The 13,908-nt window shown below is 62.4% G+C and carries 13 protein-coding genes; 6 read left to right on the top strand and 7 right to left on the bottom strand.

The genetic code is table 11. The features are described from left to right. Positions 1-78 precede the first annotated feature (78 nt). Positions 79-669 carry a malonic semialdehyde reductase gene (locus tag XANALMUS060_RS06170; RefSeq protein ID WP_045737640.1) on the top strand — a complete coding sequence of 197 codons (591 nt, stop codon included), beginning with the start codon at positions 79-81 and terminating at the stop codon, positions 667-669. 81 nt (positions 670-750) lie between these two features. After that, the gene (locus XANALMUS060_RS06165; protein WP_052688111.1) at positions 751-1,380 is read left to right on the top strand and encodes a YceI family protein; all 630 of its coding nucleotides are present in this window, start codon (positions 751-753) and stop codon (positions 1,378-1,380) included. A 116-nt stretch (positions 1,381-1,496) separates the two neighbouring features. Here XANALMUS060_RS06165 and XANALMUS060_RS06160 read toward each other — a convergent pair whose 3' ends face one another. The 6 genes from XANALMUS060_RS06160 to XANALMUS060_RS06140 all read right to left on the bottom strand — a co-directional run bounded on the left by XANALMUS060_RS06160 (position 1,497) and on the right by XANALMUS060_RS06140 (position 6,266). Next, positions 1,497-1,934: a hypothetical protein gene (locus XANALMUS060_RS06160; protein ID WP_082064947.1), complete on the bottom strand. Its 438-nt coding sequence runs from the start codon at positions 1,932-1,934 to the stop codon at positions 1,497-1,499. Between the two features lie 89 nt (positions 1,935-2,023). Further along, a complete protein-coding gene (locus tag XANALMUS060_RS06155; RefSeq protein WP_045737639.1) occupies positions 2,024-3,019 on the bottom strand; it encodes a radical SAM protein in 996 nt (331 codons plus the stop codon). Next, positions 3,016-3,288 carry a hypothetical protein gene (locus XANALMUS060_RS19675; protein WP_152640410.1) on the bottom strand — a complete coding sequence of 91 codons (273 nt, stop codon included), beginning with the start codon at positions 3,286-3,288 and terminating at the stop codon, positions 3,016-3,018. Before XANALMUS060_RS19675 ends, XANALMUS060_RS06155 begins: the two co-directional genes overlap by 4 nt. 169 nt (positions 3,289-3,457) lie before the next feature. After that, complete coding sequence (locus XANALMUS060_RS06150) at positions 3,458-3,841, bottom strand: STAS domain-containing protein (protein ID WP_045737638.1); 384 nt, start codon at positions 3,839-3,841, stop codon at positions 3,458-3,460. After that, positions 3,838-4,278, bottom strand: a complete 441-nt coding sequence (locus XANALMUS060_RS06145; RefSeq protein ID WP_045737637.1) for an ATP-binding protein — start codon at positions 4,276-4,278, stop codon at positions 3,838-3,840. The genes XANALMUS060_RS06150 and XANALMUS060_RS06145 overlap by 4 nt, the downstream gene beginning before the upstream one ends. Beyond that, positions 4,275-6,266, bottom strand: coding sequence for a SpoIIE family protein phosphatase (locus XANALMUS060_RS06140; RefSeq protein WP_045737636.1), 1,992 nt, complete (start codon positions 6,264-6,266; stop codon positions 4,275-4,277). Before XANALMUS060_RS06140 ends, XANALMUS060_RS06145 begins: the two co-directional genes overlap by 4 nt. A 193-nt stretch (positions 6,267-6,459) precedes the next feature. Here XANALMUS060_RS06140 and aceE point away from each other — a divergent pair, with 193 nt between their 5' ends. Further along, complete coding sequence (aceE, locus tag XANALMUS060_RS06135) at positions 6,460-9,150, top strand: pyruvate dehydrogenase (acetyl-transferring), homodimeric type (protein WP_045737635.1); 2,691 nt, start codon at positions 6,460-6,462, stop codon at positions 9,148-9,150. A 385-nt stretch (positions 9,151-9,535) separates the two neighbouring features. Continuing rightward, the gene (locus tag XANALMUS060_RS06130) at positions 9,536-10,156 is read left to right on the top strand and encodes a hypothetical protein (RefSeq protein ID WP_045737634.1); all 621 of its coding nucleotides are present in this window, start codon (positions 9,536-9,538) and stop codon (positions 10,154-10,156) included. A gap of 204 nt (positions 10,157-10,360) precedes the next feature. Here the strand turns inward: XANALMUS060_RS06130 and XANALMUS060_RS06125 are convergent, their stop codons facing one another. Beyond that, the gene (locus XANALMUS060_RS06125) at positions 10,361-10,900 is read right to left on the bottom strand and encodes a gamma carbonic anhydrase family protein (protein WP_045726719.1); all 540 of its coding nucleotides are present in this window, start codon (positions 10,898-10,900) and stop codon (positions 10,361-10,363) included. Between the two features lie 264 nt (positions 10,901-11,164). Between XANALMUS060_RS06125 and XANALMUS060_RS06120 the strand changes: the two genes are divergently transcribed. After that, positions 11,165-12,475: an MFS transporter gene (locus XANALMUS060_RS06120; protein ID WP_045737633.1), complete on the top strand. Its 1,311-nt coding sequence runs from the start codon at positions 11,165-11,167 to the stop codon at positions 12,473-12,475. A gap of 364 nt (positions 12,476-12,839) precedes the next feature. Next, positions 12,840-13,904: an efflux RND transporter periplasmic adaptor subunit gene (locus XANALMUS060_RS06115; protein WP_304413336.1), complete on the top strand. Its 1,065-nt coding sequence runs from the start codon at positions 12,840-12,842 to the stop codon at positions 13,902-13,904. The last annotated feature ends 4 nt before the right edge of the window (positions 13,905-13,908 follow it).

Here is a 13,908-nt window from a genome sequence, read left to right as displayed (position 1 = left end):
CTCTACACTGGCTACCATCGCCTCGGCATGGCTCCTCACGAGTCATCTCGCGCTTTTGTCAATATAGGAGTTTCTCGCATGTCCGACGTCTTGCACGCCGCTGCCCTTGATCAGTTGTTCCGCACCGCCCGCACCCACAACGCGTTTCTGGACAAGCCAGTCGATGAAGTCACCTTGCGTGCCCTGTACGACTTGATGAAGTGGGGGCCGACCGCCGCCAACGGTAGTCCGGCACGGTTCGTGTTCGTGACCTCGCCGCAGGGCAAGGAAAAGCTCAAGTCGACGCTGTCCGAAGGCAACGTGACCAAGACCATGGCCGCGCCGGTGACGGTGATCGTGGCACACGACGAAGACTTCCACGAAAAGCTGCCCTACCTGTTCCCGCATACCGACGCCAAGAGCTGGTTCGACGGCCCGCGCGAAAGTCGCAGCGAAGGTGCGTTCCGCAACGGTTCGTTGCAGGGTGCTTATCTCATCCTGGCTGCGCGTGCGTTGGGCCTGGATGCCGGCCCGATGTCCGGTTTCGACAATGCCAAGGTCGATGCGGCGTTCTTCGCCGGCACCACGATCAAGTCCAACTTCCTGGTCAACCTCGGTTATGGCGATTCCAAGGGTCTGCACCCGCGCTTGCCACGACTGAGTTTCGACGAGGCCGCACGTATCGCGTAAATGTGGCCTGGTGATGATCCAGGCGGTCGCAGACTGCCTGCCGCAATTCTATCCATCGTCTCAACCAAGTAGAGCCTCTCCATGAAGACTCGTAATTTCCTGCTTCCGCTTGCCCTATCTCTGGCCGTCCTCGTCACTCAACCCGTCAGCACCGCCTTCGCCGCGCCTGCCGCCGCTGCTGTATTGAAAGGTGTTTCCGGTACTTACAAACTGGATCCTGCACACACTGACGTGTTGGTGCAGTGGAGTCACTTCGGCTTTTCCAATCCGTCTGCGAACTTTGGCGACGTCGACGGTACGTTGATTTACAACGCCCAGGACGTAAGCAAATCCAGCGTCAAGGTGACCCTGCCGCTGTCGGGTCTGAGTACCTTCAGCGCCAAACTCGACGAACACCTGAAGAGCGCCGATTTCTTCGACGCGGCCAAGTTTCCCACTGCCACTTTCAAGAGCACCAAGGTCACTGCGGCTGGTGCCAACAAGTTGAACGTGGCCGGCGAGCTGACCATCAAGGGCACGACCAAACCGGTAGTGCTGGCGGTGACGCTCAACGGTGCCGGTCCGCATCCGATGCACAAGGTGCAGGCGCTGGGCTTCGACGCCACCACCACGGTCAAGCGTAGCGATTTCGGTCTGAGCGCCTACGTCCCCAACGTCAGCGACGAGGTCAAGATCCGCATCACCACCGAGGCGTTGCAGGAAGCGAAGTAAGCCGACGCATGGACGAGGCGCCGCTACGCTGGCGCCGGACTTTCGCAACGCAAACGCCCGCCGAACAGCGGGCGTTTGCGTTTTCAGGTGCAACCACAGACGCGGCGGTAGCTGCGTTACAGCGCCTGCTCAATCGACAGCGCGTAGACCTGCACGCCGTGGCGGGTGAAGGTTGCGGTGGTGTCGCTGCCGATATTCATCTCTTCCAGCGGTGTGCCGTGTGCATCGGCCAGGACCAGTTTGTAGATCGGCCCGAAGCGCGTGGTGATGTCGGTGGGGCTGATCTTCACCCGATAGGTGCCATTGCCCGCGAGTGCGATCGGCTCGGAGAGTTGGCCGGGGGCAAGTTGCAGGTCGGTCGATGGTTGGCGCAGGTCGCCGAGCACCTGCATCATGAAGGTCTGCGTCTGGGCAAGTGCGCGGCCGTGTGCAGGTGCCTGCGTGGCGACGGTATTGACCACCGCGGCCGTTGCTACAGGCACGATCGCGGCGATCGCCGTGGCGGCGCTGCCGAGAAGGAAGTTGCGGCGGCTGTCGTTGCTGTGGGTTGTCATGGTGGTCTACCTGTCATGTGTACATGCATCATTCTTCCCCAGGGATATCTTGATCTGGGTCGATACAAATCGTGGCATGTCGATTCACTTCATCGAGTTGCCAAGCTCGAGAGCGGGCAACCCAACGATTGTTCGGATAGATTCGAAAAGCCATTCATCCACAAGCGCAGCTTATCGTTTGCAATCTCGATGGTGCCATCGGCATGGAGTTCCCCGAGATCGTTGCGGTCGTCGTTGAGGGCGACGGTGCATTTACCGATCCGGCCATTGGCGCGAATCATCAGGGAATTGGGCTTGGCCGCGTAGCAGATGTAGCCATCCAGATGCTCTTCGGAGATAGGGCGTTCGCTGTTTTTCGTGCGATTGGCATTGTCGGTGATGTAGGCGATCGCTTCCAGGTAACGCTCGCGCGGCAACACGGTTTCTTCGATCTTGCTGCTTGGGTTGAGATTGGAGACCTTGTGGAAATAGACCGAAAACCGGGAGTCGTCCAATAGTGCGCGATGTAGCTTGGTATAGAGCCGCTTGACCGAATCGATATTGTCTTGATGCAAGTGCAGGCGCAACGAAATGGCGAAGTCCGACGGCAGTGCGCGATAGGCGATGAGGTTGGACCATATTTTCTGGAATGTGCCGCCCTTGTTGGCGGTGATGCGGGTTTTGTCGTGCCAGTCGGCATCGCCATCCAGGGTGATCTGGAATTCGCGATGGCGCAATGTGACGAGTCGTTGCAGCAAGTCCGGTTCCAGCAGGTAGCCGTTGGTGGTGAAGCCCGCATTGAATGCCACGCCGTGTTGTGTGCATGCCGCGTGTGCATGCTGGCCGACGTCCATCACGACCTCGCGGGCCAGCAGTGGTTCGCCGCCGAACCAGGAAATATTCAGTCGGTCCAGAGACGGTACGCGCTTGGAGATCAAGGCCTTGATGCCCTCGACGACCTTGGGTCGCATGCGCCCTGTTGCGAAGTCCTCGTAGCAATACGTACAGCGGAAATTGCACTTCTCCGTGGGAAGCAGGATGAGTGAGAAGATGCGTGGGGAGAGCGCCTCGGCGACGATGGTTTCACTGAGCATCGTCTTGCTCATCCGTTGCCGGGTTGCGGGCTGGGCGAACCGCTGCAAGCGCCGACATTGGATGAACTTTGGCAGTTACCGCTGTTGTTGCACGTATAGTTGGTCGCGGTGCATGTGCCGGAGTTGGTGCATTTCCCCGCATTCTCGCTCATGGGGCGAATGGCTTCTTGCGTTGCTGAGGAAATCGCTGCCGCCCGCAAACGATGGTTGGCGAAGTGAATTGATCCGTCAGGATTCAGCGTGATGCCGCGCGGGTCTATCTCGTGAAATGCTTTGTCCATTTGCGCAGCCGCCTCTTCGCATGCCTTGTGATGAGTCGGTCGGAAAATATCGGCTTTCCGAACTCTGTGGCGCGGACCGCATCGCAAATTCAATGCATGTCTACTCAGGCGGCAGTGCATGTAGCCACGCCGCTTTCTCCGAGCATTCTCGCGGGCGATATCCTTGCGCTCAGCCCTCGCCTTGCTCCAGCACGCGCCGCTGCATTTCGTCCAGGTAGGCGTCCAGTTCCTGTAGCGAGGTGAATATCTCGTTCAATGGCACCGCCTTGACCAGGTCGAAAACCTTGCGGATTTGCGGTGCGGGGTTGACCACCAGCACCTGGCCCTCGCGCGCGGCCAGCATTTTGCGCGCTTTGAAAATCGAGCGGATGCCGGCGCTGCTGATGTAGTCCAGTTGCGATAGGTCCAGCACCAGGGTGGTGATGGGCGTGGCGAGCAACGGTGCCAGGGCATCGTCCAGGGTCTGGTAGGTGTGGGTGTCCAGACGCCCGCTCAGGGTGATGCGCTGGCGCTTGTCCTGCGCCGGGTCGATCTGCAGGCTCAACGTGGTCATGCGGGAAACTCCTGGGGGGAAGGGTCGAAAGGGTGCAGTAAGGTAATGCGCACGACGTTGTGGCCAGCGTCGTGGTGGTAGTCGATGCGGTCGGCCAGTTGCTTGACCATGTACAGGCCCAGCCCGCCGATCGGGCGCTCGGCGATGTCCGCGTCCAGGTCCGGTAGCGGCGTGCTGCGTGGGTCGAAAGCGGGGCCGTTGTCGTGGAATTCCAACACTAACTCGGCGCCTTCCAGTTGCAGGATCAGCTCCATCGGTGTCTGCTCGCGGCGCAGATGACCATGTTCGAGTGTGTTGCAGGCCAGCTCCTCCACGATCAGTCGGGCGCGCTGTACGTGATCGGTGCGCACGCCGTGGTGTAGCAGCGTGGTTTCCACGCTGTCGGTCAGTTGCGCCAGGCTGTCCAGTGCCGGTGTCATGTACAGCCGTTGTTTCATGCTGTCGTCTCCTCGGCCGAGCCCTGGCGTAGCCGAATCGCCAGCAGGGTGATGTCGTCGGACTGTGCGGCCGGTTCGGTGAACGCCTGCACATCGGCCAGCACCGCCAGGCACTGCGCTTGCGCATCGGCATCGGATTGCAGTGCGGCCAATAGCCGTGCCTCGCCGTAAGGTCGATCCTGCGCGTCCATCGCTTCGGTGATGCCGTCGGTGTAGCTCAGCAGGGTGGCACCGGCGGCCAGACGCCCTTGCAGCACCGGGTAGCGCTCCTGCGGCTCCAAGCCCAGCGGCGGACCCGATTCCAACGACAGTATCTGTGCATGACCATCGGCATCGAGCAGCAGTGGCGGTTCGTGGCCAGCACTGGCGAGCCAGTAGTCGCCGCTATGCACGTTGATCAGCCCGCATAGCACGGTGGCGAACATGCATGGTTCGTTGCCTTCCACCAGCCGCTGCGAGGCCGCGATCAGGATCGCGTCCGGCCGCGTGTGTCGGCGCGCGGCGACCTCCAGTACCGTGATCGCCCTGGCCATGAACAGCGCTGCCGGCACGCCCTTGTCCGAGACGTCGCCGACCACGAACCACAGCAGCCCCGGTTCGGTCTCGACGAACTGGTAAAAATCGCCGCCGACCATCGTGGCCGGTTCCAGTAGTGCGTAGGTTTCCAGGTGTTTGTGTGCGCTGACGAAGGTGCGCCCGGCCGGCAGCATGGCGTGCTGGATGTCGCGCGCGATCGATAGCTCGCTCTGCATGCGCTGCCGCGCTTGCGCCAGCGTGGCGATTTCCTGCAATTGTTGTTTGATCGAGGTGCGTGCGCTGTCGAAGGCGCGCGCCATCACCCCCACTTCGTCCTGCCGTTCGATGTGGCCCAATGGGTAGTCGAACGCGCCTTGGCTCAAATGCACCGCCGAGTCGGTCAGGTCCTCCAGTGGCCCGACCAGTCGCGCGGTATAGCGGTGCAGCAGCCACAGCCACAGTGCCAACGCGGTGGCGCCGACCAGCCCGCCCCACAGTGCGATGCGGTTGAGTCCGGCCAGGATGTAGCGCTCGGACACGCTCAATGCGAAGGTCCAGCCGGTGTCGCCGACCGCCGCGCTTTCGGTCAGATAGCGCTGACCGTCGGGCGCGGTGTGGACGAAATGTACCGGCCTGTGTGTCTGCACCGCTGCGGCCAGCGGCGAGAGGTCCGGCCGGGTCTGCACCGCGTGCGCTTCCAGAATGCGGTGAAAATGCAGTGTCGGGTCCGCATGCAGCACGAACAGCCCATCCGGCGATAACAGCATCGGTTGCAATCCGGCCTTGGCCGGCAGTTTGGCGACGATGGCTTGTAGTCGTTGCAGCGGCACCTCCACACGGACCATGCCGATCGCCCGCGCTTGCGCACCATCGCCCGGCAGCCGCAGTGGCAAGTTGTAGCTGGTGAGTAATAGGTCGCCAGTCAAGGCATCGCGATATGGTTCAGACCACCACGGTGCCGTTGCCGTCAGCGTGCGTCGGTACCATGGCGTGCGTTGATCGTCCAGTTCTGCTGTCGTGACAGGCTGTTCCAGCACGCGGTCGCGCGTGCGCTGTAGCCGCCAGGCGAAACCGCGGTCGTCGCCTTTCAGCGTGCCGGGCTCGATCACCAACAGTGTGCCGGCGATGTCGGGGTCGCCTTGCAAGGTGCCCTGCAACAGGCTGCGCAGGTTGAAGGGTTGCCGCCCCACGCCGGCGGCAGCGGCGGCCAGCGTGCGCCCGCTCACCTGCACCGAGCCGAGTGTGGCCTCCAGACTGCGCGCGGTCTGCTGGGTCAGTCCGGCGACTTCCTCACGCGCGTTACCCACCATCACCTGACGCGCGCCCAGGTAGAACAGCAGGGCTAAGCCGAGCAGCAGCGCCACCTGCAATAGGCTGACCCACAGCAATAGCCGCGTGCGCAAGCTGTGCCGCCAGGCGACCGCAGAGGCGTCCTGTATTGGCGATAAGGCGGCGATGGCGGCGCTCCGCAGGGGCCGGGGGGGCGATCATAAGCCTAGCTGCCTCTGTCCGGCGTGTTTGGCCTGGCGCGTGTCCCCGGGCCAATGTGACAGCGCACGCCATCCATACGCTGGCGTACGAGGTGCGGGCGAGCGGTTGCGCTACACTTGGAGGCTTCAAGAGAACACAGCCATCGCGCGCGTGCGTGCGACCTACGGGAGCGTTATGAATTGGTTGAACGAGGTGCTGCAGAACGATCCGAATCCCACTGAAACCCAGGAGTGGATCGAATCGCTCAAGGCCGTCATCGATGTCGCAGGCCCCGAGCGCGCGCATCAATTGCTGGAGGACATGGTCGAACTGACCCGTCGTTCCGGTGCCTATCTGCCGTTCTCGCCGACCACCGAGTACGTCAACACCATCTCGCCCGCCAACGAGGCCAAGAGCCCCGGCGATGCGGCCATCGAGTGGAAGATCCGCTCGATCATCCGCTGGAACGCGATGGCCACCGTGGTGCGCGCCAACCGCAAGCCGGGCGATTTGGGCGGCCATATCGCCTCCTTCGCCTCCAGCGCCACCCTGTACGACGTGGGCTTCAACCACTTCTGGCGTGCGCCTTCGGAGCAGCATCCCGGCGACTTGCTCTACATCCAGGGTCACAGCTCCCCGGGCATCTATTCCCGCGCCTTCCTCGAAGGCCGCATCAGCGAAGACCAGCTCAACAACTTCCGCATGGAAGTCGGCGGGCAGGGTATCTCCTCCTATCCGCACCCGTGGCTGATGCCGGACTTCTGGCAGACCCCCACCGTGTCGATGGGCCTGGGCCCGCTCAGCGCCATCTACCAGGCGCAGTTCATGAAGTATCTGGAACACCGCGGCCTGATCGAAAAATCCGACCGCAAGGTGTGGTGCTTCATCGGCGACGGCGAGAGTGACGAACCCGAGACCCTGGGCGCCATCGCCCTGGCCGGCCGCGAGGGCCTGGACAACCTGATCTTCGTGGTCAACTGCAACCTGCAGCGCCTGGACGGCCCGGTGCGCGGCAACGGCAAGATCATTCAAGAGTTGGAAGGCGTGTTCCGCGGTGGCGGCTGGAATGTCATCAAGCTGCTGTGGGGCGGCTATTGGGATGCCCTGCTGGCCAAGGACACCAACGGCGTCCTCAAAAAGCTGATGATGGAAACCGTCGACGGCGAGTACCAGAACTGCAAGGCCTTCGGCGGCGCCTATACCCGCGCCAATTTCTTCGGTAAGTACCCGGAGACCGCCGCCATGGTCGCTGGTCTGTCCGACGAGGACATCTGGCGCTTGAACCGTGGCGGCCACGATCCGCACAAGGTCTACGCCGCCTACCACCAGGCGGTGAACACCAAGGGCATGCCCACCGTGATCCTGGCCAAGACGGTCAAGGGCTACGGCATGGGCTCGGCCGGCGAAGCGCTGAACCCGACCCACCAGACCAAGAAGCTGGACGACGATGCCGTGCGCGCGTTCCGCGACCGCTTCAACATCCCGCTCAGCGACAAACAACTGGCCGACGCCGAACAGGTGCCGTTCTACCATCCCGGCCCGGATTCGCCGGAAGTGCAGTATCTGCAGCAGCGCCGCGCCGCGCTCGGCGGCTACCTGCCGCAGCGTCGTCGCAAGGCCAGCCTGTCCATCCCCGCACCGGGCCTGGACAAGTTCGAGCGCCTGCTCAAGGACAGCGGCGAGCGCACCTACTCCACCACCATGGCGTTCGTGCAGAGCCTCAACATCGCCCTGCGCGATAAGGAACTGGGCCCGCGCATCGTGCCGATCGTGGCCGACGAAGCGCGCACCTTCGGCATGGAAGGCATGTTCCGGCAGATCGGCATCTACGCTCCGTTCGGCCAGAAGTACAAGCCGGTGGACGCGGATCAGTTGATGTTCTACCGCGAAGACCAGTCCGGTCAGGTGCTGCAACAAGGCATCAGCGAGCCGGGCGCGATCTCCTCGTGGATGGCCGCCGGCACCAGCTACTCGGTCAGCAACGTACCGATGCTGCCGTTCTACATCTACTACTCCATGTTCGGCTTCCAGCGCGTGGGCGACATCGCCTGGCAGGCGGCGGACATGCGCACCCGCGGCTTCCTGCTCGGCGGCACCGCCGGTCGCACCACGCTCAATGGCGAAGGGTTGCAGCACGAAGACGGCTTCAGCCAGCTCATCGCAGGCTCGATTCCCAACGTGCGCAGCTACGACCCGACCTTCGGCTTCGAAGTTACGGTGGTCATGCAGCACGGCATCCACCAGATGATGCAAGAGCAGGTGGACGAGTACTACTACATCACCCTGATGAACGAGAACTACGCCCACCCGGACATGCCGGCGGGCGCGGAGCAGGGCATCATCAAGGGCATGTACTTGCTCAAGGACGCCGGCAAGCTCAAGAAGGGCGAACTGCGCGTGCAACTGCTGGGCTCGGGCACCATCCTGCGCGAAGCCATCGCCGCTGCGGAGCTACTGGAAAAGGACTTCGGCGTCACCGCCGATATTTGGTCCTGCCCCAGCTTCAACGAACTGCGCCGCGACGGCTTCGACGCTGAGCGCTGGAACCGCCTGCATCCGGAGGCCGCACAGCGCAAGCCCTACGTCACCGAACTGCTGGAAGGCCGTCAAGGTCCGGCCATTGCCGCCACCGACTACGTACGCGGCTTTGCCGACCAGATCCGCGCCTTCGTGCCGATGCACTACACCGTGCTGGGTACCGACGGTTTTGGTCGGAGCGATACCCGCGCCAACCTGCGTCGGTTCTTCGAGGTCGATCGGTACTACATCGCGCATGCGGCCATTGCGGCGCTGGCGAAGGAAGGCAAGATGACCGGCAAGGACGTGGCGAAGGCGATCAAGCACTACAAGATCGATCCTGAGAAGGCGAATCCGGTTGGGGTTTGACCGACCCGCGATGTAATCACGTGTGACCCCTCTCCTGCCCAGGCGGGAGAGGGTGCTTGAAATAGAAGAGAGCGCTCTTCCGCTAGCCGCTCCCGCATTCGCAAGGAGCGCGAACATGCTCCCGAACATCCGCGATGTGCTGCAATGCCTCAATGACGCAGGCTGGTAGCAAGTCGGCCGGATTGGAAGCCATCCCCAGTTAAAGTACCTCGTTTACCCGTGCCGCGTGACAGTGGTCGGCATGCCGGGCAATGATGTGGTTCCGGTACGTTGAGCAGCATCCTTAAAGATGCCGGCCTGAAGAGGGAATCGCCAAGAGTATCTTTGCATCGGCGAATATCTTTCTTTGCTGATGAGTCGAAATGTATTTGAAAAATCAACACAAATGGAGAAGGTTTTTTTGAAAATAACGGGTAAGTTGGTGGTCGTGTTGCTAAGCGGCGCTTGCACGATGTCTGTCTTTGCAGAAGAGCAGGCGACACCAAGCGTAAATGACGCGGGTGCGCGCATCCGCTTGTTTGGGCAGAATGGTGTAGGCCTAGTGCTATACAAGGATGCCGTGTGCACCGCCAAGTATGGTGAAAAAATCCGTGTCTCTGGATCGCTGGGCAATGCCTTTGGTTCCTTGTTCGGCGCTGTAAAGAATGAAGGAATCGGAATTCCAGAAACGCCCAATACAAAGAATATCGGCAATCGTAAGATGATCGGCTCCAAGCCGTACTACAAGGAATATGCCCTGGAAGCGGGTAAGCCTGTTGTGTTGGAGGCTGCTGCCGGCTCGCCTGCAGTTTGGAGTCAAACGCCAGGTTTTCATAGTTTTCATCCGGGGTGGGAATGCGCTCCGTCGTTTGCCTCCAGCTTTGTACCGCAAGCTGACTCTGATTATGAAGTCGCTTTGAACATCGACTTCCGCAATTCGGTCTGTGTGCTGGTCGTCAATCGGGTGGGCGCGGATGGGCAGACCACTCCGGTCGATGTCAAACCCGCTCCCAAGCACTGCGAATAGGGAATATCGGCGGCGAAGCGGCTCGGAGAGTAGGTGGGTAGGTCGTGGCTAGAGCAAGACGTACCTATCGGCGTTGAGGCTGATGCGGCAGTGGGTGCGAGCGCCTCGATCCTGTGGCGACTCAAGCACACGCGACGGCAGGCGTTGCGCAAATGCGAAAGGGGGCGTCAATTGCCCCCTGACAACGCGTTTGCTTGCAGCATGCTAGTCGGTGATGCCCATGTACTGGTTCTTCAGCCGCACGTAGTGCTGCGCGGAATAGTGCAGGCTCTCGATTTCCTTGTCGCTGAGCAGGCGCGCCGGCCGCGCGGGATTGCCCAGCCACAGTTCGCGTTCGCCCACGGTCTTGCCTGGGCCGACTACCGCGCCAGCGCCGACGAATCCATATTTCCTGACCGTGGCACCGTCGAGGACGCATGCGCCCATGCCGATCAAGCACAGGTCCTCGATGGTGCAGGCGTGCAGAATAGTGCCGTGGCCGACGGTCACGTCCGCGCCGATGACAGTGGGATAGCCGGCCTTGTTGTACGGACTGTGGTGGCTGACGTGCACGATGGTGCCGTCCTGAAGATTGCTGCGTGCGCCGATGCGCACATGGTTGACGTCGCCGCGGATCACCGTGCCTGGCCACACCGAGACGTCGTCCTCCAGCACCACGTCGCCGATGAGGGTGCAGGCCGGGTCCAGATAGACGCGGTCGCCGAGTCGAGGGGTCTTATCGAGGAATGGGCGGATCGTGGGCATGGCGGTCTGCGACGAGCGCGGTCAATGGCCGTAGTGGCGGACGATGATAGCTTGCGTGCCGATCCAGTCGCTGTCGCGCACTGCATGCGGATGCAGGTGCCATCGTCGCGATTCGGGCCTTGGGCATGCGCTCTCTTTTGCTTATCCGGCTGGGGGACGCGATACGTCTAAGGTAAATGCAACGCAGTACATTGCATCGGGTCAGGCAAGCGCGGTAGCGTCCGGCTGCTGTCTTTCCCCCATTTTCCCTGTAGGAATTTCGTCATGCCGCATGCTGCCGCCGTACCCGGCTCCCTCGTGCAGAACCGCATGGGTGGCTTCCAATGGATGGCCATCGGGATTTGCGTGTTGTTGACCATGCTCGATGGTTTCGACGTGATGGTGATGGCATTCACCGCATCGCATGTGTCCGATGATTGGCAGTTATCCGGCAAGCTCCTGGGAGGCTTGCTCAGTGCCGGTTTGATCGGCATGGCGGTGGGTTCGTTGTGTCTGGCGCCGTTGGCCGATCGTTGGGGGCGGCGGTGCCTGATCCTGGCGTGCCTGGCGATTCTCACCGTGGGCATGGGCGCCTCGGCGATGGCGCAGAATGTGCAGCAGCTTTGGATCTTGCGGGTGTTCACCGGCCTGGGCATCGGCGGCATGCTTCCCGGCGTGGGGGCGATCACCGCCGAATACGCCAGCGCCAAATGGCGCAGTACGGCGGTGGTGTTGCAGACCACCGGTTATCCGATCGGTGCCGCACTCGGCGGTGTGATCGCCGGCTTGATCCTCGAACATTGGCATTTGCACTGGCACGCGGTCTTTCTGTTCGGCGCGGGGTGTTCGCTGCTGTGCATGCCGCTGGTGCTGGCGTGCTTGCCAGAGTCGCTGGATTTCCTGATCAGCCGGCGTCCGCCCAACGCGTTGGCACGGCTCAACGCGACGTTGCGGCGCATGCGGCAGGCGCCATTAAAGGAATTGCCCGCGTTGCCGCCGCGCGATGCCGTTCCACGCCGTGGCTATGCCGTGTTGTTCGTCGGCGCGATGCGTCGCCGTTCGCTGTTGCTTGCACTGGCGTTCTTCTTGCACATGTTCGTGTTCTATTTCGTGCTGAGCTGGACCCCCAAGTTATTGGTCGCCGCCGGTATGTCGGCGCAGCAGGGCATCACGGGCGGGACCTTGCTCAACCTGGGCGGTATTGTCGGCGGCGGCGTGTTCAGTTGGCTGGCAGTGCGCTGGTCCTTGCGCTGGTTGACGCTGGGGATGTTCCTGCTGGCAGCCCTGGCGATGCTGGTTTTCGCCGGTTACAGCACCCAACTGGCGTCGGCTTTCGCGATTGCCCTGGTCATCGGTGCGGCGGTGTTCGCGGCGATGTCCGGACTGTACGCGACCGCACCGGTGATATTCGATGCGTCGATCCGCGGCACCGGCCTGGGGTGGGCGATTGGGATCGGCCGCCTCGGCGCGATCCTGTCGCCGCAGGCCGTGGGCCTGTTGATCGATGCGGGGTGGCAGCCATCGCGGTTGTACATGGTCTTTACGTTGCCTTTATTGCTCGCTACGGCGTCCTTGCTGGCGTTGCGTGCGCGTTAAATCCTCTGGCCGTCGTCGGCCCGCGCGTCCGTGTCGATGGCGGCGGCTAACGCGGAATGTTCAATGATCGAAATTTGCGTTCGCCGCCATAAAATCAACGTTAAATACGGTCGGGTCGATGCGCGTTTTACCCAGTTTTCCGCGTCATTTGTGAAGGCCGTACAACACCTTTGTGTTGCCGATGGTGCAGTGCGACACGTGAGTGGAGTATCGTTGACGGTTTCATCACAGTCGCTTGCCCATGTCCGACGTCGTTCCGGGGCTCCGTCGCCTCTCCTGTTGTGCGCTGTTGTCTCTGGTTGTTGGCGTTGGTGGCTGCTCTGGCGATAAGCCGTCCGCTACGGCGCTGCCGCGAGTCGGGGTGATGACCTTGAGCGCCCATGCGCTTCCTGTCGAGCGCACCCTGCCTGGGCGCACGGTGGCTTACGAGACGGCGGATGTGCGGCCGCAGGTCGGCGGGCTGCTACGCCAGCGACTGTTCGTGGAGGGCCAGGAGGTCAAGGCCGGGCAGCCGCTGTACCAGATCGATCCGGCGCCCTATCAGGCGGCCTACGACATCGCCCGTGGCAATCTGGTTCAGGCCGAGGCGGCTCTGGCCAGTGCGCGGCCCAAGGCCGAGCGTTACCGCACCCTGGTCGGGATGGACGCGGCCAGCAAGCAGGACACCGACGATGCGATTTCCGCGCTGCGCCAGGATGAGGCGGCGGTGATCGCGGCCAAGGCGGGGCTGCAGGCGGCACGGATCAATCTGGATTACACCCGAATCACCGCGCCCATTTCTGGCCGCATCGGCACCTCGGCCTATACCGTCGGCGCGCTGCTCACCGCCGCGCAGGATGCCGCGCTGACCACGATTCAGCGGCTGGACCCGATCTATCTGGATGTCACGCAGTCCAGTACGCAGATCCTCGCGCTGCGGCGCCAGCTCGACGCTGGCCGCATCCGCGCCATCGATGGCAAGGCGCAGGTGCAGGTGCGCTTGGAGGATGGCACCACCTATCCGCATGCGGGCACACTGGAGTTCGTCGGGACCCAGGTCAATGCCGGTACCGGTAACGTCACCTTGCGCGCGGTGGTCCCCAACCCGGAACATCTGCTGTTGCCGGGCATGTATCTGCGGGCGGTGTTGCCGATGGCCACCAATCAGGACGCGATGTTGGTGCCGCAGCAGGCGGTCGCCCGGGACAGCAAGGGTGAGCCGCTGGTCAAGCTGCTCGATGCGCAAAATCGGGTGGTGGAGCGCCGCATCCACACCGGCGATACGTTGGGTCACGATTGGGTGGTGGAGTCCGGACTCAAACCGGGCGAGCGGCTCATCGTGGTCAACGGGAGCCGCGCCGAGATCGGCAAGACGGTGACACCGTATCCGGTCAGCGCCGCCGAACTCGACGCCGCGCCAGCGGTGCCGGGCGCTGCCCAGGCCGACTGAGGAC

The sequence above is a fragment of the Xanthomonas sp. MUS 060 genome (assembly GCF_000963215.1).
Classification (GTDB): domain Bacteria; phylum Pseudomonadota; class Gammaproteobacteria; order Xanthomonadales; family Xanthomonadaceae; genus Xanthomonas_A.
Note: the sequence above shows the minus strand (reverse complement) of the source record. Positions and strands in the feature narration are given on the sequence as shown.